General features: G+C 67.9%; 23 protein-coding genes. 22 read left to right on the plus strand and 1 reads right to left on the minus strand.

Features of this window, described 5'->3' with window-relative positions:
• Nucleotides 1-95 precede the first annotated feature (95 nt).
• From A0W70_RS10170 to A0W70_RS10215, 10 genes are all read left to right on the plus strand, one after another.
• On the plus strand, nt 96-1682 hold the full coding sequence (locus tag A0W70_RS10170; protein WP_067562248.1) for a proton-conducting transporter transmembrane domain-containing protein: 1587 nt from the start codon (nt 96-98) through the stop codon (nt 1680-1682).
• The gene (locus A0W70_RS10175; protein WP_217495426.1) at nt 1672-4095 is read left to right on the plus strand and encodes a YbcC family protein; all 2424 of its coding nucleotides are present in this window, start codon (nt 1672-1674) and stop codon (nt 4093-4095) included. Before A0W70_RS10170 ends, A0W70_RS10175 begins: the two co-directional genes overlap by 11 nt.
• 106 nt (nt 4096-4201) lie before the next feature.
• Nucleotides 4202-5266 (plus strand): dihydroorotase, encoded by a 1065-nt coding sequence (gene pyrC / locus A0W70_RS10180; RefSeq protein ID WP_067562253.1) that lies wholly within the window; start codon nt 4202-4204, stop codon nt 5264-5266.
• Between the two features lie 148 nt (nt 5267-5414).
• Nucleotides 5415-5849, plus strand: coding sequence for a 30S ribosomal protein S6 (gene rpsF / locus A0W70_RS10185; RefSeq protein ID WP_067562257.1), 435 nt, complete (start codon nt 5415-5417; stop codon nt 5847-5849).
• Between the two features lie 30 nt (nt 5850-5879).
• Nucleotides 5880-6107: a 30S ribosomal protein S18 gene (gene rpsR, locus A0W70_RS10190; RefSeq protein ID WP_067562260.1), complete on the plus strand. Its 228-nt coding sequence runs from the start codon at nt 5880-5882 to the stop codon at nt 6105-6107.
• A 49-nt stretch (nt 6108-6156) separates the two neighbouring features.
• Entirely contained in the window at nt 6157-7065 is a 909-nt protein-coding gene (locus A0W70_RS10195; protein ID WP_067562264.1) for a YybS family protein, read from the plus strand.
• A gap of 45 nt (nt 7066-7110) precedes the next feature.
• Nucleotides 7111-7560 carry a 50S ribosomal protein L9 gene (rplI, locus tag A0W70_RS10200; protein WP_067562268.1) on the plus strand — a complete coding sequence of 150 codons (450 nt, stop codon included), beginning with the start codon at nt 7111-7113 and terminating at the stop codon, nt 7558-7560.
• A gap of 175 nt (nt 7561-7735) precedes the next feature.
• Nucleotides 7736-9118, plus strand: coding sequence for a replicative DNA helicase (dnaB, locus tag A0W70_RS10205; RefSeq protein ID WP_067562273.1), 1383 nt, complete (start codon nt 7736-7738; stop codon nt 9116-9118).
• 61 nt (nt 9119-9179) lie between these two features.
• A complete protein-coding gene (gene alr / locus A0W70_RS10210) occupies nt 9180-10262 on the plus strand; it encodes an alanine racemase (RefSeq protein WP_067562277.1) in 1083 nt (360 codons plus the stop codon).
• A gap of 79 nt (nt 10263-10341) precedes the next feature.
• A complete protein-coding gene (locus A0W70_RS10215) occupies nt 10342-11439 on the plus strand; it encodes a beta-alanine-activating enzyme beta-propeller domain-containing protein (RefSeq protein ID WP_067562281.1) in 1098 nt (365 codons plus the stop codon).
• Nucleotides 11440-11610: 171 nt separating this feature from the next.
• Here A0W70_RS10215 and fdxA read toward each other — a convergent pair whose 3' ends face one another.
• Nucleotides 11611-11934: a ferredoxin FdxA gene (fdxA, locus tag A0W70_RS10220; protein ID WP_067562286.1), complete on the minus strand. Its 324-nt coding sequence runs from the start codon at nt 11932-11934 to the stop codon at nt 11611-11613.
• 122 nt (nt 11935-12056) lie between these two features.
• Here fdxA and galU point away from each other — a divergent pair, with 122 nt between their 5' ends.
• The 12 genes from galU (at nt 12057) to A0W70_RS10280 (ending at nt 22070) form a co-directional block, all read left to right on the plus strand.
• Nucleotides 12057-12941: a UTP--glucose-1-phosphate uridylyltransferase GalU gene (galU, locus tag A0W70_RS10225; protein ID WP_067562599.1), complete on the plus strand. Its 885-nt coding sequence runs from the start codon at nt 12057-12059 to the stop codon at nt 12939-12941.
• Between the two features lie 231 nt (nt 12942-13172).
• A complete protein-coding gene (locus A0W70_RS10230; protein ID WP_067562290.1) occupies nt 13173-13658 on the plus strand; it encodes a TspO/MBR family protein in 486 nt (161 codons plus the stop codon).
• Between the two features lie 60 nt (nt 13659-13718).
• Nucleotides 13719-14159, plus strand: coding sequence for a VOC family protein (locus tag A0W70_RS10235; protein ID WP_067562294.1), 441 nt, complete (start codon nt 13719-13721; stop codon nt 14157-14159).
• A 161-nt stretch (nt 14160-14320) separates the two neighbouring features.
• Nucleotides 14321-14635 carry a hypothetical protein gene (locus tag A0W70_RS10240; RefSeq protein WP_139150824.1) on the plus strand — a complete coding sequence of 105 codons (315 nt, stop codon included), beginning with the start codon at nt 14321-14323 and terminating at the stop codon, nt 14633-14635.
• A 131-nt stretch (nt 14636-14766) separates the two neighbouring features.
• Nucleotides 14767-15108: an XdhC family protein gene (locus tag A0W70_RS10245; protein ID WP_067562298.1), complete on the plus strand. Its 342-nt coding sequence runs from the start codon at nt 14767-14769 to the stop codon at nt 15106-15108.
• Nucleotides 15108-15785, plus strand: a complete 678-nt coding sequence (locus tag A0W70_RS10250; protein WP_067562302.1) for an XdhC family protein — start codon at nt 15108-15110, stop codon at nt 15783-15785. Before A0W70_RS10245 ends, A0W70_RS10250 begins: the two co-directional genes overlap by 1 nt.
• Nucleotides 15786-15809: 24 nt before the next feature.
• A complete protein-coding gene (locus A0W70_RS10255) occupies nt 15810-17036 on the plus strand; it encodes an aminotransferase class V-fold PLP-dependent enzyme (protein WP_067562306.1) in 1227 nt (408 codons plus the stop codon).
• Nucleotides 17033-17482, plus strand: a complete 450-nt coding sequence (locus A0W70_RS10260) for an iron-sulfur cluster assembly scaffold protein (RefSeq protein WP_067562310.1) — start codon at nt 17033-17035, stop codon at nt 17480-17482. The genes A0W70_RS10255 and A0W70_RS10260 overlap by 4 nt, the downstream gene beginning before the upstream one ends.
• Before the next feature lie 88 nt (nt 17483-17570).
• Entirely contained in the window at nt 17571-18155 is a 585-nt protein-coding gene (locus A0W70_RS10265) for an SRPBCC family protein (RefSeq protein ID WP_067562315.1), read from the plus strand.
• Between the two features lie 247 nt (nt 18156-18402).
• The gene (locus tag A0W70_RS10270; protein WP_067562318.1) at nt 18403-18870 is read left to right on the plus strand and encodes a (2Fe-2S)-binding protein; all 468 of its coding nucleotides are present in this window, start codon (nt 18403-18405) and stop codon (nt 18868-18870) included.
• A 4-nt stretch (nt 18871-18874) separates the two neighbouring features.
• The gene (locus A0W70_RS10275) at nt 18875-21262 is read left to right on the plus strand and encodes a xanthine dehydrogenase family protein molybdopterin-binding subunit (RefSeq protein ID WP_067562322.1); all 2388 of its coding nucleotides are present in this window, start codon (nt 18875-18877) and stop codon (nt 21260-21262) included.
• A gap of 13 nt (nt 21263-21275) precedes the next feature.
• Nucleotides 21276-22070 (plus strand): FAD binding domain-containing protein, encoded by a 795-nt coding sequence (locus tag A0W70_RS10280; protein ID WP_067562325.1) that lies wholly within the window; start codon nt 21276-21278, stop codon nt 22068-22070.
• Nucleotides 22071-22182: the final 112 nt, after the last annotated feature.

The following is a 22182-nucleotide window of genomic DNA, read 5'->3' on the forward strand; positions in this document are numbered from 1 at the left end:
TTCATTATGCGTAACGGTTTGTTGCAAACAATAAACTTTTTGATATGAACTGGGGACACTAGGATTGCGCCCCTGGTTCGGTAGCGGGAGTCACCATGGAATCGGCTTTCCTCATGCTCATTGCGCCGGCGGTCCTGCTGCTGGCGGCGCGCGACGCGTTCCGCACGCCCGGCCGTCGCCCCGGCGGCTGCCTGCGTCGCGCCGAGCTCGCGGCGCTGGTCGCGCTTGCCGCGGCCGCCGTCGCGGTCGGGCTGCGGATCGGTCTGGGTACGGGCACGGCGGGGCTGCCAACGCCGTTCGGATCGATTGCACTGGTCCGCCTCGACTGGATCAGTGTATCCATGCTGGCGCTGGTGGCCTTTGTCGGCTGGGTCGTGCTGCGCTACGCCCGCGTGTATCTCGATGGCGAGGACGGGCAGGGTGCATTCACGGGCTGGCTGTGCCTGACGCTGGCCATGGTGCTGCTGTTGGTGCAGGCCGGGCATCTGGCGATTTTCGCCGCCGCCTGGATCGGCACGAGTCTGTGCCTGCACCACCTGCTCCTGTTTTACCCGAACCGTGCGGCGGCGGTGCGCGGTGCGCGCAAGAAGTTTGTCGTCGCACGTGCGGGTGACGCCGCGGTACTGATCGCTTTTGCGCTGCTGATCGGGTCGTTCGGCACGGGCGACATCGCGGCATTGAACGCCGCGGCGGCCGCCGGCACCGGGAGCATGGCGATCGTCGGCGCCGCCGGGGCGCTCGCCGTCGCGGCGCTGCTGAAGTCCGCGCAGTTCCCCACGCACGGGTGGCTCACCGAGGTCATGGAGACGCCGACGCCGGTATCCGCGCTGTTGCACGCCGGCGTGGTCAATGCCGGCGGTTTCCTGTTGATCCGCTTCGCCGACGTCATGCTGCTCGCGCCCGGGATCCTGGCCGTGCTGGTGATGATCGGCGGGTTCACGGCGTTGTTCGCGTGCCTGGTCATGCTGGCACAGCCCGCGGTGAAGACCTCGCTGGCCTGGTCCACGATCGGTCAGATGGGGTTCATGATCCTGCAGTGCGGCCTCGCCCTGTTCCCGCTGGCGCTGCTGCACATCCTCGCTCACTCGCTGTACAAGGCGCACGCCTTCCTCGCCTCGGGCGGCGCCGTGGAGCGCGTCGCCGCCATTCACCGGCCGGGCCCCGTGGCCGTGCCGAGTGGCGCCGCGGTCGGTCGGGCCTTTCTCGCCGCGCTCGCGATCTACGCGGGCGTCGGCCTGGTGTTCGGTTTCGACGACAAGTCCCCGCAGGCCATCGTCCTCGGCGGGATCCTTGTGCTGGGCGTTGCCTATCTGCTCGCACAGGGCCTGGCGGATGCCGCGCCGCGCGCCCTGACGCGACGCACGGCGCTGTACTCGGTGGCTGCCGCGGTCGCCTACTTCGCGTTGCAGACCGGCGTGACGCAGCTCACCGCGCCCACGCTGCCGCCGACACCGGCGCCGGGCCCGCTCGAGTGGTTCCTGATGGTGCTGACCGTCGTCAGCTTCGGTGCGGTCGCCGTGGCCCAGGCCATGTTCCCGCTCTGGTCGCACCACCCGGCCGCGGCGGGTCTGCGGGTGCATCTGGCGAATGGTCTCTATGCCAACGCGGTCTTCGATCGCCTCCTCGGTGGCTGGTCCACCCGAACGGTTTCCGCAGCGCGGGAGGTCAACAGTGATCGATAATCCGCAGCACCCCGCCACGGCCCCCAGAGAGGTCGTCACCGCGGTCGAGTCGGCCGTGCGCGCGATCCCGCCGGCCTGGCCGCTGTCGGCGACGGTGGCCGTCAATCCATTCCTCGGGCAGACGGAGGAGCCGCTGTGGCAGGCACAGGCGCGCTTGCGCCGAGTCGGCGGGAGTCGGGCGACGCCGTCGCGTGACTGGTATGAGGAACGCATCGAGAGCGGCCGGATCACCGATGCCGATCTGGCGGCTGCGCTCGAGGCGTCGCCGGCGTCGCTGCGCCCGCGTGATGTGGCGGCCCTGAAGGCGGCGGCGGCCACGCCGGCGGCGCAACCGGTAGCGGTCGCGACCGTGGCGGAGCTTGCGCAGTCGGTCTCGGGCATCGATTGGCCGGGCCTGATCGAAGAGCGGATCGGTGCGTGGGCGGCCTCCCATTTCGATGAGGGCCAGGCGCTGTGGGTCGCGCCCGCGCATCGAGGCGTGTACGACGCCTGGCGCTGGCACGCTACCCACGATCTGACGCCCGAGATCCAGGGGCTGCGCGGGTTTGCCCGGCACGTGGCCGATGCGCCGGACACCGCCGATCGTGCGATCGCGCGTGCCGTCGACCGGCTGGGATTGTCGCCGGATGCACTCGAAACGGCCTTCCACCGGCTGCTGATGACGCTCGGTGGCTGGTCACAGTACGGGCGTTGGCGGCTCTGGCAGGCCGAGTTGCGCGGTCAGGAGGACGTCACCGCCGCGGAGCTGCTGGCCGTCCGCCTGGTCTGGGAGGAGGCACTGTTCCAGCAGTACGGCGATGCACTGCGCGCCGCCTGGACCGAGAGCGTCGAGCGTCACGCCGCGCCAGTCGAGGCCGATGCGGATGACGTGATCGATGCCATCCTGCAGGACGCGGCCGAGCGCGCCGAGCAGCGCTCGCTGGCGGCAGCGCTCGGTGGCGGGGCGGCCGCCGAAACGGACGAACGGCCGGTGCTGCAGGCGGCGTTCTGCATCGATGTCCGCTCCGAAGTCTTTCGCCGGGCGCTCGAGTCGATCGACGAACGGATCCGCACGCTCGGATTCGCCGGTTTCTTCGGTGTGGCGACCGCGCACCGACGCTTCGCTTCCGACGTCGAGGAGCCGCGGTTGCCGGTACTGCTCAATCCGGCCGTGCACAGCTGCGCGACCCCGGATCATAAGGTCGATGCGGACCGGCGTTCGCGCATCCTCGCACGGGCGCGGCGGGCGTGGGGCCGCTTCAAGCTGGCCGCCGTGTCGTCGTTCGCGTTCGTCGAGGCGATGGGCCCGGTCTATGCAGGCAAGCTGGTCCGCGACACGCTTGGCATGCCGGCGCACCGCCATCGGCACGACCCGGCGCCACGGTTTACGCCGGAACTCGACGACCAGGCCCGGGTGGATGCGGCGGAGCGCGTGCTGCGGGCGATGTCGCTGACGAGCGGTTTCGCGCGCGTGGTGGTCGTCGCCGGCCACGGTGCCGACGTCGTCAACAACCCCCATGCGAGCGCACTGCAATGCGGCGCCTGCGGCGGTTATTCGGGCGAGGTCAATGCGCGGCTGCTGGCGGGGCTGCTGAACGACCCGATGGTGCGTGCGGGGATTGCCGAACGCGGTATCACGATCCCGGAAGATACCCTGTTCGTGGGCGCACTGCACGATACGACCACGGATACCGTCGATCTCTTCGACGCTGACGTCGACACGCACGGGCACGGCGATGACCTCGCCCGTGTGCGCCGATGGCTCGCTTCGGCGGGCGCCGTCGCACGCGGGGAGCGGATGCTGCGACTGCCGCGCGGCGACGATGGCGGTGTACCACGGCACCGGGCGCGGGACTGGTCCGAGATCCGGCCTGAGTGGGGCCTGGCGGGCTGTAATGCGTTCGTCGCGGCGCCGCGGCACCGCACGGCTGGCCGCCAGCTCGAGGGCAGGGCATTCCTGCACGACTACGACTGGCGCCAGGATGACGGCTATGGCGTGCTGGAACTGATTCTGACCGCGCCCGTGGTCGTGGCCAGCTGGATCAGCCTGCAGTACTACGGCTCGACCGTGGTTCCGGAGCACTTCGGCGGCGGCAACAAACTGCTGCACAACGTCACCGGCGGCATCGGCGTTGTCGAGGGCAACGGCGGCCTGCTGCGCACCGGTCTGCCATGGCAGTCGGTGCACGATGGGGAACGACTGGTCCATGAGCCGTTGCGCCTGACCGTGTGTGTCGAGGCACCGACGGATGCCATCGAAGACATTCTGGCACGCCACGAGGGGGTACGACGCCTGTTCGACAACGGCTGGCTCCACCTTTTCGCGCTCGACGAGGAGGGCCGCATGGCCTGGCGTTATGCAGGCGGACTCCGTTGGCTGCCGGGCACGGAAGTCCGGACGGACGAATTCGCGGCAGGCGGAGCGGCGCACTAGAGAGGTTGTCTGCCGGCACGCTTGCCGCGGCGGCGCAGGCAGGGGCGCTGCCGCTGTCACCCGCGGGACCGGAGAGTCCGGCACGGTCAATGGAGAGAGAGGGTCAATGAACGCAAACCGGATTACACTCACGCGGCCGGACGACTGGCACCTGCACCTGCGCGACGGTGCGATCCTCGCCACGGCGCTCCCGGCCACCGCGCGCTGTTTCGGTCGTGCCATCGTCATGCCCAACCTGCAGCCACCGGTGGCCACGGTGGCGCAGGCCCGGACGTATCGCGACCGGATCATGGCCGCGTTGCCGGCCGGTGCGGACTTCGAGCCGCTGATGACCCTGTACCTGACGGAGGCCACGTCACCGGCGGAGATCGCCGAGGCCGCGCGCAGCGACCTGGTCCACGCCGTCAAGTACTACCCGGCCGGCGCCACGACCCACTCCGAGAGCGGCGTTACGGATCTCCGGAATGCGTATCCGGCGCTCGAGGCGATGCAGGAGCACGGGGTGCCGTTGCTGATGCACGGCGAGGTCACCGATCCTTCGGTCGATGTCTTCGATCGCGAGGCGGTGTTCATCGAGCGTCACCTGGCCCCGCTGCTACAGGATTTCCCGGCACTGCGGGTCGTGCTCGAGCACGTCACCACCCGCGACGGCGTCGACTTCGTCCGTGCCGCTCCGCCGACGGTGGGCGCGACCATCACCGTGCATCACCTGCTGCTGAACCGGAACGCGCTCTTCGACGGCGGTCTGCGCCCGCACCATTATTGCCGTCCGCTGATCAAACGCGAGACCCATCGCCAGGCGCTGGTCGAGGCCGCCACCAGCGGCCATCCGCGCTTCTTCGCCGGGACCGATTCCGCGCCGCATCACCGGCACGCAAAGGAGTCCGCCTGCGGCTGTGCTGGCGTCTACAGCGCGCCGGCGGCGCTGGAGCTGTATGCGGAGGTGTTCGACCGGATGGGGGCACTCGATCGCCTGGAGGCGTTCATGAGCTTCCATGGTGCCGACTTCTACGGTTTGCCACGCAACCGCGGCCGGGTGGTGCTGGAGCGCGCGGACTGGACCATGCCGGAAGAGATCGCCACGGCGGAGGCGCCCATCGTGCCGCTCCGGGCGGGGGAGAAGGTAGCGTGGCGGGTGCGCGCCGAGGTCGAGGACCGGCGGGCTTCCTGACGCCCCCGCGATGTGCCGGTATCCGATTGCGCACCGGTAGACGCACCGGTACACTACGCGGCTTGCCGCCAGCTGCCGGCTGGGGGCCTATCTCCTTGCCTCACCGACATTTTCCGGGAGGCTGGCAAACCGAAAGGAGTTTTTCACCTTGCGTCATTACGAAGTCGTGTTCCTGGTCCACCCTGACCAGAGCGAGCAGGTCCCGGCGATGGTCGAGCGCTACCGCCAGATCATCGAGAACGACGGTGGCACCGTTCATCGTCAGGAAGACTGGGGCCGTCGCCAGCTGGCGTACTCCATCAACCGCGTCCACAAGGCGCACTACGTGCTCATGAATGTCGAATGCGGCGCCGAAGCGCGCGACGAACTCGAGAGCGCGTTCCGTTTCAACGACGCCGTCCTGCGCCATATGGTCCTTGCCCGCGAAGAGGCGGTCACCGAGCCGTCGCCGCTCGCGCGCAAAGAAGAGAAGCGCGGTGACGACAAGCGTGCCGCCCGCCAGGGCAAAGAGGAAGGCGAGGGCGATTCGTCCGCGGATGCCGAACCCTCCGAGACGGCCGATTCGACCGCCTCCGACGCCTGACGTTCAACGGATTCAAGAGGAGTACAAGCCATGGCACGGTTTTTCCGCCGCCGCAAATTCTGCCGATTCACCGCCGAAGGCGTCGTCGAGATCGATTACAAGGATGTCGAGACGCTGAAGAACTACATCACCGAGACCGGCAAGATCGTTCCCAGCCGGATCACCGGGACGAACGCCCGCTATCAGCGGCAGCTGTCCACGGCCGTCAAGCGCGCGCGCTACCTGGCCCTGCTGCCGTATACCGACGGCCACGTCTGAGTCGACCCGCACGGCTGCGCGATGTGCGGGGCCGTATCGGGAACGCTGCGTGAAAGGCATCGCCGAATTCGTCATGCGCGGCCCCGTGAACGCCGGGGCCGTGGCGGCCGGGACGCTGCTGCTCGGGCTGGTCGTGGCACCGTTTGCCTGGCTCAGTGCGGCCGTGGTGGCCCTGGTGGCGTTGCGCCTCGGTGCGTTCGCCACCCTGCGGGTCGCCGGGCCGGCGCTGGCCGGGGTGGCGCTCGCCGGGGCGCTGGTGACCGGTCAGGGCGCGGCGATCGCGATCAGCGGCCTGGTCGCGTGGCTGCCCGCCATGGTCCTGGCGCTCGTTCTGCGTCAGCGGGTGCGGCTGGATGACGCGCTGCTGGTCGCCTGTGCGATCGGCTGGGCCCTGGTACTCGGGACGTATCTTTTTGTCGAAGATCCGACCGGGCTGTGGCGGGACCTGCTGCACCGGATCATGCCGCCCGAGACGATGGCGGCGCGGTTCGAGCTGTCGGCCGAGGGCGTGCGCCAGATGATCGATGCGATGGCCCCGCTCATGACCGGTGTGGTCGCGATGTCGGTGGTCTTCAGCGCGATCACGAGCCTGTTGCTGGCTCGCTGGTGGCAGTCGCTGCTGTACAACCCCGGCGGGTTCGGCAGCGAGTTCCGGGCGCTGCGGCTGGGACGCACCGCCGCGGCGATCACACTGGGGATTTCGGCGCTGGCGCTGTTCACGACGCCGGCCTGGATCGACAGCCTGGCCCTGGTCGTGGCCGCGGTGTATGTGTTCCAGGGGCTGGCCGTCGCGCACGGCGTGGTCAACGGGCTGGGGCTTGGCCCGGGATGGCTCGTGGCGTTGTATATCGCGCTGGTGCCATTGATGATTTATGTCGTGGTCGGGTTGATGATCGTCGGTGCGGTGGACGCATGGGCCGATTACCGTCGCCGGGTGCAGCCCGGCGGCAACGGATAAGGAAACTGGGCGGGTGAGCGAAGGCGCCCGCGGGAGAGAGTAACGATGCAGGTCATTCTGGTTGAGAACGTCGACAATCTCGGTCGTCTGGGCGATGTGGTCCAGGTCAAATCCGGTTATGCGCGCAATTATCTGCTGCCGCAGGGCATCGCGAAGATGGCCACGGCCGATAACGTCAAGGAGATTGAAGCGCGCCGGGCCGAGTTCGAGCGGGCGGAGAAGGAGAAGCACGAGGCCGCCACGCGCCGTCAGCAGGAACTCGACGGGCGCACGGTCACGATCCGCGCGAAGGTCGGCACCGAGGGCAAGCTGTTCGGTTCCGTCAGCGCCGGCGATATCGCCGATGCGGTGACGGCCGATGGTGTCGAGCTCGAGAAGCGCGAAGTCCGCATGCCCATCGGTCCGCTGCGCGAGACCGGCGAGTTCGAGATCGGCGTCCATCTGTATACCGATGTCGATGCCACCGTGAACGTCGTGGTCGAACCCGAAGCCTGACGGTGGTTGTATCGCGCCCCTCGGGCCGGCCCGGGGGCGCGATCCGGGGTGCGGCGACAGTAGCGGTCGGGCCGGGCGGTCCGCCGCTCCGTTGTTTGTCGTGCGGTTGAGCGGGCTATAATCGCTCGACGTTGGCACCCGCCGTCCGGCGGGTGCGCGGTTGCGGTGGTCTTGCATGTCCGAAAGCTTTCCTTCACTCAGTGAGGAAGCACGTGCCGTCACGGCGCGTGTGCCGCCGCATTCCATCGAAGCGGAACAGGCCGTGCTCGGTGGCCTGATGCTGGCCAACGATGCGTGGGATCGGGTCGCCGATCGCGTCTCGGAAGAGGATTTCTACCGCCGCGAACACCGCCTGTTGTTCCGCGCGCTCGGGGAACTCGCGGACAACGACCAGCCGCGCGATGTGGTGACCGTATCCGAGTGGCTGTCGCAGCACGGCGAACTCGATAACGTCGGCAATCTCGCCTATCTCGGCCAACTCGCCGAGGAAACGCCCAGCGCCGCGAATATCACCGCGTATGCGGACATCGTCCGCGAGCGTTCGGTGGTGCGCCAGCTTATCGCGGTCGGCGAGGACATCGCCCGGGCCGCTTATGAGCCCCAGGGCCGCGACAGCAAAGCCCTGCTGGACCACGCGGAACAGCAGGTGTTCGCCATTGCCGACCAGGGCAGCCGGCGTCAGCGCGGTTTCCAGCCCATCAACCGGATCCTCACGGCGACCCTGGACCACCTGGATACCCTGCTGCAGTCCGACTCCCACATCACGGGCGTCGAGACCGGATTCAGCGAGTTCGACGACCTGACCTCGGGGATGCAGCGCTCCGATCTGGTCATCGTTGCCGGGCGCCCGTCGATGGGCAAGACCAGCTTCGCCATGAACATCGCCGAGCACGTCGCGCTCACCAACGGTGAGCCGGTGGCGGTGTTCAGCATGGAGATGCCGGCCGAACAGATCGCGACCCGCATGATCTCCTCGCTCGGGCGGGTCGAACTGCAGAAGCTGCGTTCGGGGCGTCTGGAAGAGGCCGACTGGCCGCGGATCAACTCGGCCGTGGCCCTGTTGTCGCAACAATCGAAGCTGTTCATCGACGATACCCCCGGTCTGACGCCTTCCGAGCTGCGCGCACGCGCGCGGCGCCTCAAGCGGGAGCACGGGCTGTCGATGATCCTGGTCGACTATATCCAGTTGATGCAGCTCGCCTCGACGGGGGAGAACCGGGCCACCGAGATCTCCGAGATCTCGCGCTCGCTCAAGGGACTGGCGAAGGAACTCAACGTCCCGGTGATCGTGCTGTCGCAGCTCAACCGCTCCCTGGAACAGCGTACCGACAAACGTCCGGTGATGTCCGATCTGCGCGAATCCGGCGCGATCGAGCAGGACGCGGACGTGATCGTGTTCATCTACCGCGATGAGGTCTACGACGAGGACAGCCCGCACAAGGGCACGGCCGAGATCCTGATCCGCAAACAGCGAAACGGCCCCACGGGTACCGTGCGGGTCACCTTCCTGGGGCATTACACGCGCTTCGAGAATTTCTCCCCGGAAGTTTACGGCTGACCGCCCCGGCCGGATGCCACCGCTCCGGCCGACAACCATCCGACCGGGAGTCACGATCGCCATGCTCCGCAGCGCCATTGCCGATCTCGACCGCAGCGCGCTCCGCCACAATCTGGCCCGCGCGCGTTCCGCCGCCCCCGGGGCATCGGTCTTCGCCACGCTCAAATCGGCCGGCTACGGTCACGGTCTGACCTTCGCGGCAGAGGCCTTCGCGGATCACTGCGAGGGGTTCGGCGTGGCCTGCACTGGAGAGGGGGTCGCGCTGCGCGAGGCCGGCTACCGCGAGCATCGGATCTGCGTCCTCAATGGGCCGGTCGATGCCGAGGAACTCGCCGCCTGTGCGGCGCATGGGCTGGAGCCACTGATCCATCAGGAATGGCAACTGGATGCGCTGGCTGGTCTTGCGGGCGAGGATCGGTTGCGGGTCTGGCTCAAGATCGATTCCGGTATGGGGCGGATCGGTGTCCCGCCGGATACGGCCGCCGTCTGGCACGACTGGCTCCGCCGGTCGCGGGTGGTCTCCGGACCGGTCGGGGTGATGACCCACATGGCCTGCGCGGATGACCGCGGCGACGAGTACACGAATACCCAGTGGGAGACGTTCACGGCCGCCTGCCGAGGCCTCGAGGGCGAACGCAGCGCGGCGAACTCGGCCTGCGTGCTGGGCTGGCCAGACACACACGCGGACTGGATTCGCCCGGGCATCATGCTGTATGGCTGTTCCCCGTTTGTCGAAGGCGCGGAACCCGCGCTCGATCTGCGCCCGGCCATGACCCTGCGCACGCGGCTGATCGCGATCAATCGGCTGCGCGCCGGCGCGCCGATCGGCTACGGGCGCTCGTATCACTGCCCGGAGGACATGCCGGTAGGCGTAGCCGCGATCGGCTACGGCGACGGCTACCCGCGTCACGCGCCGAACGGCACGCCCGTGCTGGTCGGCGGCCGGCGGGTGCCGATGGTGGGACGCGTGTCGATGGACAAGATCACGCTCGATCTGCGCACGGCGCCGGATGCAGCGGTGGGCGACGAGGTCGTGCTCTGGGGCAGGGGACTGCCGATCGAGGAGATCGCCGATGCCGCCGGGACCATTGGTTACGAGTTGATGTGCGGCGTCCATGGCCGTGTCGCCACCCGCCTCGTGTGAGTGGCGGTCGCCTTTCCGGTCCCGGGGCGCCCGTGTATATTCCGCCGACTACGCGCGACGCTTCCCTGGGGGAGGATCGATGAAGGCGAAACGGATGGCCGCGACGGCCACGCTCGTGCTGGCGGGGCTCTTCACGGGCTGCGCGTCGACCGAACAGGCGATGTATCGGGGCGGTGCCGGTCACGACGGCGTCTACGCCGGGACGCCGGGTCCGGTCGAGCCCATCGAGACCGCATGGGAACGGGAGACCCGCGCGCGCTCGTATTCCTCGCCCACCGTGACCGCCAAACGGGTCTATTTCGGCAACAGCGCCGGCACGCTCACCGCCATCGATCGCGCCACTGGCGAGGTCGCGTGGACGCGGGAACTCGGCAGTCCGATCGAGGCCGCGCCGGCGCTCGCCGGCGATCGCATCATCGTCGCGACCTGGGATGGGAGCGTGCGGGCGGTGAAGGCGGCGGACGGCGCCACGGTGTGGCGCTTCCGGACCGACGGCATGGCCTACTCGGCGCCGACCGTGACGGAAGACCGGGTCTACTTTGGCAGCGCCGACGGACGCGTGTACGCGCTGGAACGCGACAGCGGCGAACGGGTCTGGTCCTTCCGCGCCGGGGACGGCGTGTATTCCTCGCCGGCGGTCGCCAACGGACGGGTGTATTTCGGCAGTCTCGATGGCAACGTCTACGCGGTATCCCAGTCCTCGGGCGAGGAAATCTGGCGCTTCGCCACCGACAAACCGGTATTCGCAAGCCCCGCCGTTGACGGTCAGGTGGTCGCGATCGGCGGCTATGACCGCGCGATGCATCTGCTGGATGCGGGCAGCGGCGGCGAACTCTGGCGCTTCCGCACCGGCAACCGGATCTACGCCTCCGCGGCGCTCACGGCGGAGTCCGTGATCTTCGCGAGCACCGATGGCTACATCTACTCGGTCTCACGGGGCAACGGGCTCAAGAACTGGGACTACCGCGCCGACGACAAGGTGTATTCCTCACCGGCGGTGGCGAATGGCACCGTTTATGCCGGCAGCCGGGGCGGCATGATGCACGCCGTCGATACCACCAGCGGAAAGCGTCGGTGGACGTACGACGCCGAGGATGAGATTTACGCGACACCGACACCGGCCGGCGAACGGATCTTTTTCGCGACGCTGGACGGGCGCGTCATCGCCCTGGAATGATTACCTGAGATGGGGCGGCCTTCCTGCCGCTTCTCGCGTAGGCCGGCTTTTGCCGAAGGCAACAGCCGGCGGGTTCTTGCAGAGCGCCGAGACCTCGTACGCCGGCTGGCTCCCTTCGGTCGCAAGCCGGCCTACGTGGCGCTTGTTTTCACGGATACCCGATTCGGCCCGCTACTCCTCGAGATATTGCAGTTTCCCGTCGACGCCTTCCCATTCCTTCGCGTCGTCCGGCGGCTCTTTCATTGCCGTGATCACCGGCCACTTCTGCGCCAGCCGCTCGTTGATCTCCAGGAAATGCTCCTGATCGGCCGGGAGCTCATCCTCCGAGAAAATGGCGTCCACCGGGCATTCCGGCTCGCAGAGCGTACAGTCGATGCACTCCTCGGGGTCGATCGCCAGGAAGTTCGGCCCCTCGTGGAAGCAGTCGACCGGGCAAACCTCGACGCAATCCGTGTATTTGCAACGAATGCAGTTCTCGGTCACCACGTACGTCATGGAAGGGCCTCCGTCTGAAAAGGGGGTGGGCTGCGCCGTTTCGACCAGCGTGGGATGCCGTTATTATGCGGGCTCGCGCGCGCAGGTTCCAGACGCCCGACACCATTGAGCAGGATGCCGTCATGCAAGCCATGAAGAAAGTCGTATTCCCGGTCGCCGGCATGGGGACCCGGTTCCTCCCGGCGACCAAGGCCAACCCGAAAGAGATGCTGCCGGTCGTCGACAAGCCGCTGATCCAGTACGCCGCCGAGGAGGCCGTGGCAGCGGGGGCCGAGGTGCTCGTGTTCATTACCGGACGCCAGAAGCGCTCGATCCCGGATCATTTCGACACGGCTTATGAGCTGGAGATGGAGCTTGAGGCGAAGGGCAAGCACGAGATGCTGCGCATCGTGCGCGAGGTGCTGCCCAAGGGTGTCGACTGCGTCTACCTGCGCCAGCCGCAGGCGCTTGGCCTCGGGCATGCCGTTCGCTGCGCGCGCCCGGTGATCGGCGACGAACCCTTCGGCGTCATCCTTGCCGACGACCTCGTCCAGACCGCCGGTGCGCCGGTTCTCTCCCAGATGCTGGAGGTCCACCGCGAGCACGAGGCGTCCGTGCTCGGGGTCGAACGGGTGCCCGAGGACGAGACCCACCGCTACGGCGTGGTATCCAGCGAAACGGTGAGTGAGCGCCTGTCGCGCGTCAACGGCATCATCGAGAAACCGAAGCCGGCCGAGGCACCGTCGAATCTGGCCGTGATTGGTCGCTACATTCTGACCCCGCGCATCTTCGATCACCTCGCAGAGATCGGAAAGGGCGCTGGCGGCGAGATCCAGCTCACCGACGCGATTGCTCGCCAGCTCGCCGAGGAGACCTTCCTCGCCTGGGAGTTCGAGGGTCGGCGTTTCGACTGTGGTGACAAGCTCGGTTACCTCGAGGCGACCGTGGAGTACGCCCTCCATCATCCGGAACTGCGCGAGGCGTTCTCGGCGTACCTTCGCGAACTCGATACCCGGCCGCGCGACTGACGCGCCCGCAAATCTGCAGGCGGACTCGGAAGTCCGCAGGTCGGGCTTCAGCCCGACAGATCAGCGGCTCCCACATCCCAGTCTGGATTGCGTGCTGCAGACCTCCCCCGGGATCGAGAAACCGTCGGCGGGGCGGGGCCTGGAGCCTCGCTGACTGAATCGCCCGACCGCCGCCGAACGAACGGGCACGATGGCGACGACGATCGCCGACCATGCAACGGGGCCACGAACATGACCGCACAGACCCTGCGTCGAAGCGCCGCCCTCGTGGTCAGCCTGCTCGTGTGTTTCGCGGCGGCAGGCCTGGGCGGACTGGCGACATCGACCTCCGTCGGCGACTGGTACCCGCAGCTGAACAAGCCGGCGTTCAATCCCCCGGCATGGCTGTTCGCCCCGGTGTGGAATATCCTGTTCGCGCTCATGGCCGTCGCCGCATGGCGCATCTACGACCGGGTACCGGCCGGGGTCATCCGGCGCGCGGCGCTCACGCTGTTCGGACTGCAGCTCGTCGCCAACATCCTGTGGTCCGTCCTGTTCTTCGGGCTCCGACAGCCTGGCGGGGCGCTGATCGAGATCCTCGTGCTGGAGGCACTGATCGTCGCGACGACGATCGTATTCTGGCGGCTCGATCGGGTCGCCGGCGCACTGCTGGTGCCCTATACGCTCTGGGTGGCATTCGCGATCGCACTCAACGGTGCGATCTGGTGGCTGAACTGAGGGGCGCCGCCCGACCCGTCACATCCAAACGACGTACAGCGATTAATCAAGGAGACGCGCATGGAATATCTGCACACCATGGTGCGCATCAGCGACATCGAGGCATCGCTCGATTTCTACTGCAACAAACTCGGCATGGTCGAGATGAGCCGCACCGAGGTCGAGAAGGGGCGCTTCACGCTGATCTTCCTCGCGGCGCCGGATGACGTCGAGCGCGCCCGGGAGAACAAGGCACCGATGATTGAACTGACCTGGAACTGGGATCCGGAGCCGCTCGAAGGCGGGCGCAACTTCGGCCATCTCGCGTACCGGGTCGACGACATCTACGCGCTCTGTCAGCGGCTGATGGATGCGGGTGTGACCATCAACCGCCCACCACGCGACGGCCATATGGCCTTCGTGCGCTCGCCGGACGGCATCTCCATCGAACTGCTCCAGAAAGGCGAGGCGCTGGAACCGCGGGAGCCGTGGGCATCGATGGAGAACACCGGCACCTGGTAAGCGCGGAGAGGCGGGCCGCGCCGGCGCCGTGCGGCGTGGCCGCCATCCCGATGCGTCCACGAGCCCGCATGGTTACGCCCGGCGTCCCCGCATTCGCGCTGGGTCTTGCGCTTGCCATTGCTTCAACCCCGGCAGCGGCCCGCGCGGACGGAGAAATCGCGGTGCAATGCCGATTCTCGTCCGGTCTGTCAGCGATTTACCTGTTCAGCCGCAGTGATGGACGGGTTCGCCGTGTGGATCTCCACCAGCCCCGAAGCGGGCGTGTGAAAGTGACGGCCGCCGAATACCGATTCATATTCCGCGAGCAGGAAAGCGCCTTTCGTATCGATGTCATCATCGACCGGGCAACGGGCAACACGCGGCGCGTGTTCGGCAGCCGGGAAAATATGGAACGAACGCCGCAGCCCGATGACGGCGCGAGCGGGCTGGTGTACGAAGCAGGGCAGTGCGAGGCGCAGCATGCCGATCTGCGCTGATGGCGGGGCATGTACGCGTTCTTCCGATACACGGTGGCCGCCATCGGTAGGCCCGGAAGCCCGCGATTGCACCCGCCAGGCGCAAGGCAGATGATGGCGCCTGGACGGTCCTGCTTCCTGAGAGGTATTCCATGACGACGACAAACACGGCTGGAGCTGGTCCCGATGATGTGCTGGAGCAGGCAGCCGCCTGGCGCGAGGCGGGGCGTGACGTCGCGCTGGCGACGGTCGTCTCGACCTGGGGCTCGGCGCCGCGTCGGCCCGGCGCGCAGTTGGCGGTCACGGCCGCCGGCGACATGGCCGGTTCGGTAAGCGGTGGCTGTATCGAGGGCGCGGTGATCGCCGAGGCGCGCGAGGTCATGGAAGAGGGTGAGCCGAAACTGCTCGAGTTCGGCGTGACCAACGACCAGGCCTGGGAGGTCGGGCTCGCCTGTGGCGGCCGGATCGAGGTGTTCGTGGAGCGCTTCGACTGATGGAACGCGCGATCCGTGAACAGCTCCTCGCCGACCGCGCCGCCGGTCGGCCGGTCGTGGTCGCCACGGCGCTCGACGATGGCGAGCAACGCCTGCTCCACCACGACGAAGGAACGGCGGCTTTTGCCGAGGGGGCGGCAGCGACGCTGCGCTTCGATCGCGCCGAGACCCGGGAGATCGACGGCCGGCGCTGGCTGTTCAACCCCTACAATCCGCCGCTGCGGCTCTACATCATCGGCGCCGTGCACATCGCGCAGTCGCTGGCGCCGCTCGCCGCGCACACCGAGTTCAACGTGACCGTCATCGATCCCCGGCGGACCTTCGCCACCGCCGAGCGTTTCCCCGGTGTCGCTCTGGATACGGCCTGGCCGGACGAGGCCCTGGCCACGTATACGCTCGATGGCCGGAGCGCGGTGGTGACGCTGACCCATGATCCGAAACTGGATGATCCGGCGCTGGCGGCGGCGCTCAACAGCGAGGCATTCTATATCGGCGCACTCGGCAGTCGCCGGACGCATGCCGGGCGCCGTGAGCGCCTGGCCGAGCAGGGCTTTGGTGAGGATCAGATCGACCGCATCCACGCGCCCGTCGGGTTCTCGATCGGGGCCCGCGGACCGGCGGAGATCGCCATCTCGATCCTTGCCGAGGCGATCTCCGTGCTGCGCACCGGGCAGTAAAAAGCCACTGCGAAGAACGCCATCATGAGCTTCGATCCGCACGCCGTCCGTGCCGACTTCCCACTCCTGCAGCGCGACCACGAGCCGGCGCTGCACTACCTGGACAACGCGGCTACGGCACAGGTCGCGGGTCCGGTGCTCGAAGCGATCCACGCTCACGAGACCACGAGTCGGGCGAATGTCCTGCGCGGTGTCCATCGCCTCGCCGAGGCGGCCACCGACGCCTATGGCGTTGCCCGCGAGACGGTCGCCCACCACCTCAACGCCGCCGATGCCGATGAGATCGTATTCACCAGCGGCTGCACGGCCGCACTCAACCTGGTCGCGCACGCCTTCGGCGCGACGCTGTCAGCGGGCGATGAGATCGTCATCTCGGAACTGGAGCATCACTCCAACATCGTGCCGTGGCAGATGCTGCGCGATCGCACCGGGATCCGGCTTCGCGTGATCCCGGTAACAGAAGAGGGCCGGCTGGATCTGACGGTCCTGCCCGACATCGTCGGAGCGCGGACAAGGCTGATCGCCGTGACTCATGCATCCAACGTCACGGGGGCACTGACCGAGGTCGGCCCCATTGTCGATGCGGCCCGGGCCGTCGGCGCGCGGGTGCTGCTCGACGGTGCCCAGCAGGTGCCCCACGCGCGGGTGGATGTGCAGGCGCTCGGTGTCGATTTCTACTGTTTCTCGGGGCACAAGGTCTTTGGCCCCAACGGCATCGGCGTCCTCTGGGGGCGGGGCGAACTGCTCGCCGATCTGCCGCCGTTCCTCGGCGGTGGCGAGATGATCCGCCGCGTCAGGCTGGCGGAGACGACCTGGGCACCGCCGCCGCAACGGTTCGAAGCGGGCACGCCGCCCATCGCCCAGGCGGTCGGCCTGGGCGCGGCGCTGCGCTGGCTCGGGGAACACGACCTCGACGCCGTCGGCCGTCACCTCCAGGCGTTGACCCGACGACTGATCGAGGGCCTGAACACGCTCGGCGAGGAACGTGTGCGCGTCCTCGGTCCCGGCGCCGGGGAACCGCGCGGACCGCTGGTCGCCTTCGATGTCCCGGGGGCGCACCCGCACGACATCGCGCAGCTGCTCGACGCCCATGGCGTTGCGGTCCGGGGCGGCCACCATTGCGCCCAGCCGCTGATGGACGCCTTCGATCTGGCCGGTACAACTCGCGCCAGCCTGGCGCTCTATAATGATTCGGCCGATGTCGACGCCTGTCTGGAGGCGCTGGAGACGGCGTTACGGAAACTGCTATGAGCACGGATCTCTACCAGGAGCGCTTACTCGCGCTCGCCGCCGCGGACCACGACCCGGGTCGGCTCGACGCGCCGGATGTCACGCTGACCCGGGATAACCCGCTGTGCGGTGACCGGGTGACGCTCGATCTGCATTGCGACCGGGCGGGACGTATCGCTGGGCTGGGTCACCATGTCCGTGGCTGCGTCCTCTGTCGCGCGGCCGCGAACCTGCTGGGTCAGCAGGCGATCGGCCAGGACGCCGCTTCGCTGGACACGCTGCACGGCGCCATCCGGGATGCGCTGCGCGGGCGGCATGCCTGGCCGACGGACGCGCCCTGGCAGGACCTGGTGCTGTTCCAGCCGGCCGCGGCGCACAAGAGCCGCCATGAGTGTGTCCTGTTGCCGTTCGAGGCCGTCTTGGAGGCGCTGCGTCAACACGGCGAAGACGCTGCCACGGGGACGTGATCGGCGACGTCTGGTAGTTTATCGATCACGATGTTTCGTGCGTGGGGCACGATTGCCCCCGGTGGAATAACGAACAGGCGGGCTACCTATGGAATTGCAACAGGAACGCCATGTGCCGCTGCCCCGGGAAACCGTCTGGGAGGCACTCAACGATCCCGACGTCCTGAAGGCCTGTATCCCGGGCTGCGAGTCATTCGAGCGGGTCGACGACGGCGCCTATGAGGCCGCGGTCAAGGCGAAAGTCGGTCCGGTCAATGCGCGCTTCAAGGGCAACGTGACGCTCACCGACCTCAACCCCCCGACATCCTACTCGATGAGTTTCAAAGGACAGGGCGGCCAGGCCGGCTTCGTCAAGGGTTCGGCCGACGTCACGCTGACGGAGACCGATGGGGGTTGCACGGTCGGCTACACGGCCAAGGCGCAACTCGGCGGCAAGCTGGCTCAGCTCGGCAGCCGGTTGGTCGACGGCGCAGCGCGCAAGACGGCCAACGAGTTCTTCGACAACTTCGTCGAGTATATGGGTGGCAGCGGCGAGGAAGAGGAAGAGGCAAACGCGGGCGCAGCGGCCGCTGAAACCGGCGAGGGCCCCGGCAACGCACCCGCCAGGATCTGGACCTGGGCGGCGGTGGGCGCCGGGGTCGTGGTGATTGTCCTCGCCTTCGCGCTGCTGTGAGCATCGCTGACCGGCGGCTGGAACGCTGATGGGACCGCGCCGTTCGAGACGGCCCGTTCCGGCAGGACCGATTGCGGGTCGCTGATCACCGGCAATCGCGGCGCGCCGCCCTGTCCGGCGAGCCGATCGCATACCGCTTGATCGTGGCCGGCATTGGCATACACTCGGTAGCGGAAAAGCCCTTCTGTAGGCAGCTGGACACCGCTGCCAAAAGGGATACCAGGGACACAACAAGAGGGTGCTGGTTATGAACGTGTCGATGACCGTCAATGGCCGCTCGGTAACCGCCGATGTCGATCCTCCTACCCTGCTCACCGATTTCCTGCGCGACCATCTCGGCCTCACCGGCACCCATGTCGGCTGCGACACGGGGCAGTGTGGCGCGTGCACCGTCCACCTCGATGGCCGCGCCGTAAAGGCCTGCTCGGTACTCGCCGCGCAGGCCGAAAGCGCCGACGTGGTCACCATCGAGGGGTTGTCCGACGGTGACGGCGAACTCCACCCGATGCAGGCGGCCTTCCGCCAGGAACACGGTCTCCAATGCGGTTTCTGCACGCCAGGCATGGTGATGGCGGCGATCGACCTGGTGAAGACGTATCCGAACGCCTCCGATGCGACCATTCGCGAGAATCTCGAAGGCAATATCTGCCGCTGCACCGGTTATGAAAATATCGTCCGCGCGGTGAAGTCCGGCGCAGCGGGCATGGGGGGTTAGAGCGATGGGTGAACCGACAGCGAAGATCGGCGGCTCGACCAGGCGCTCCGAGGACAAGCGCTTCCTCACCGGTCACGGCCGCTATACCGACGACATCAACATGGCGGGCCAGACGTACGCCTGCTTCGTCCGCTCCCCGCACGCCCACGCCCGTATCAATTCGATCGACAGCAGCATGGCCCGCGACGCCGAGGGGGTCATCGCCGTGTTCACGGGCGAGGACCTGGCCAACGACGGTGTCGGCGGCTTGCCCTGCGGCTGGCAGATCCACGACGTCAGCGGCGAGCCGATGGCCGAACCACCGCACCCGCTGCTGGCGCAGGGCAAGGTGCGCTATGTCGGCGACCATGTCGCCGTCGTCATTGCCGAGACGAAGCAGCAGGCGCGGGACGCCGCCGAACTGGTGGACGTCGATTACGAGATGCTGGATGCGGTGGTTTCGCCGGCGAAGGCACTGGAGGCGGGTCAGCCGCTGGTCCACGACGAGGTTCCGGATAACCGCTGCTACACCTGGGAGCTGGGCGACAGCGGGGCGGCCGACGAGGCCTTCAGGAACGCCCATCACGTCACCAGCCTCGACCTGGTCAACAACCGGCTGATCCCCAACGCGCTGGAGCCCCGCGCGGCCCTGGCCTGCTACTCCCCGGGCGAGGATCACTACACGCTGTATACCACGTCGCAGAACCCGCACCTGGCGCGGCTGCTGCTGTCCGCGTTCGTGCTCAACCTCCCCGAACACAAGGTCCGCGTCGTGTCGCCGGATGTCGGCGGCGGGTTCGGCTCGAAGATCTACCCGTACCCGGAAGAGGCGACGCTGACCTGGGCGTCGAAGAAGATCGGCCGGCCGATCAAGTGGACCGCCGAGCGCGTCGAGTCGTTCCTGAGCGACGCCCACGGGCGCGACCACGTCACCCACGCCGAGATGGCGCTGGATGCCGACGGCCGATTCATCGGCATGCGCGTCGACACCAAGGCCAATCTGGGCGCTTATCTGTCCACCTTCGCCTCGGCCGTGCCGACCATCCTGTACGCCACGCTGCTCGCGGGGCAGTACACCACGCCGGCGATCCACGCGCGGGTGACCGCGGTGTTCACGCACACTTCGCCGGTCGATGCCTATCGCGGGGCGGGCCGGCCGGAGGCGACCTATGTGGTCGAGCGCCTGGTGAGCCAGGCCGCCCGTGATACGGGGCTGTCCCAGGGCGAGATCCGGCGGCGCAACTTTATCCCGACCGATGCCTTCCCCTACCAGACACCGGTCGCGCTCAACTACGATGTCGGCGACTACAACGCCACCCTGACGCGGGCCGAAGAGCTGGCTGACGTCGCCGGCTTCGAGAGCCGCCGCGAGGAGGCGCAGAAGCGCGGCAAGTACCGAGGCATCGGCTACTCGACCTACATCGAGGCCTGTGGCCTGGCGCCGTCGAACATCGCCGGCGCGCTGGGTGCCCGGGCCGGGCTCTACGAGGCCGGCGAGGTCCGGCTGCACCCGACCGGCAAGGTGACCGTATTCACCGGCTCGCACAGCCACGGCCAGGGCCACGAGACCACGTTCGCCCAGATCGTCTCGGATCGCCTGGGCATCCCGTTCGACGACGTCGACGTGGTCCACGGCGATACCGACCGTAGCGCCTTCGGCATGGGGACTTACGGCTCGCGCTCGCTGGCCGTGGGCGGCTCGGCCATCGTCAAGGCGATGGACAAGATCATCGACAAGAGCCGCAAGATCGCCGCCCACATGCTCGAGGCGGCCGAGGCCGACATCGAGTACGACGGCGGCACCTTCCGCGTTGCCGGCACCGACAAGAGCCTGTCGATGGCGGAGGTCGCGTTCTCCGCCTACGTGCCGCACAACTATCCGCTCGAGCAGCTCGAGCCGGGGCTCGACGAGAGCGCCTTCTACGACCCGACCAACTTCACCTATCCGGCCGGCAGTCACATCTGCGAGGTCGAGGTGGACGCCGATACGGGCCGGGTCGAGATCGTCAATTTCACCGCGGTCGATGACTTCGGCAACGTCATCAACCCGATGATCGTCGAGGGCCAGGTCCATGGCGGGCTGGCCCAGGGCATCGGCCAGGCCCTGCTCGAGGGCGCGGTCTACGATGCGGAGAGCGGCCAGCTCATCACCGGCACCTACATGGACTACACCATGCCGCGCGCCGACGACCTGCCGAGCTTCAGGGTCGATACCTGCAATACGCCCTGCACGCACAACCCGCTCGGTGTGAAGGGCTGCGGCGAGGCCGGCGCCATCGGTTCGCCGCCGGCGGTCATCGACGCCATCATCGATGCGCTGCGCCCGCTCGGCGTAACCGATCTGGAGATGCCGGCGACACCGGTCCGTGTCTGGCAGGCGATCCAGGACGCCCAGGGTCGGCAGGTGGCCTGAGGAGGAGCGATCCATGTATGCATTCGGTTATCACCGCCCGACGACCATCGACGAAGCGGTCAAGCTGCTGGGGCAGTCCGAGGATGCCAGCGCCATCGCCGGCGGTCAGACGCTGCTGCAGAGCCTCAAGCAGCGCCTTGCGCAGCCTGCCGATCTGATCGATCTGGGCGCCATCAAGGAGCTGTCGGGTATCACCGTCGACGGTAAGACGGTCGTCATCGGCGCGCTCACCAGGCACAACGAGGTCGCCTTGTCGCCCGAGGTCCAGAAGGCGATCCCGGCGCTGGCCGATCTGGCCGGCGCCATCGGCGATCACCAGGTGCGCAATGTCGGCACCATCGGCGGATCGGTCGCCAACAGCGATCCGGCCGCCGACTACCCGGCGGCCGTGCTCGGCCTCGGCGCGACGATCGAGACCAACCAGCGCCGGATCGCCGCCGACGACTTCTTCATCGATCTGTTCGAAACGGCACTGGAGCCGGGGGAACTGATCAAGGCGATCCACTTCCCGGGGCCGAAGCGGGCGGCCTACGTGAAGTTCCCGCAGCCGGCGTCGCGTTACGCCCTGGTCGGCGTGATGGTGGCCGAGACCGGCGACGGCGTGCGCGTTGCCGTCACTGGCGCCGGCGCCTGTGCCTTCCGGGTGCCGGCGATGGAACAGGCGCTGGCCGGGGACTTCTCCGCGGACGCGATCAAGGGCGTGCAGGTGGACGCGGACGAACTCAACGATGACATCCACGGCACGCCCGCATACCGCGCGCACCTGGTGAACGTCCTCGCCCGACGCGCGGTGGAAGCGGCCCGGTAGCTGCGCGCGGCTGCGCAGCCGTGCCCAGCCCGCAGTACGGAAAGGTCCCGCGGATGGGCGCAACGCGCATAGGGCGATTGAGCCTTGCCCCTCTCCGCGCTCTGCGTGCTCT

The organism is Halofilum ochraceum, assembly GCF_001614315.2.
GTDB classification, from domain to species: domain Bacteria; phylum Pseudomonadota; class Gammaproteobacteria; order XJ16; family Halofilaceae; genus Halofilum; species Halofilum ochraceum.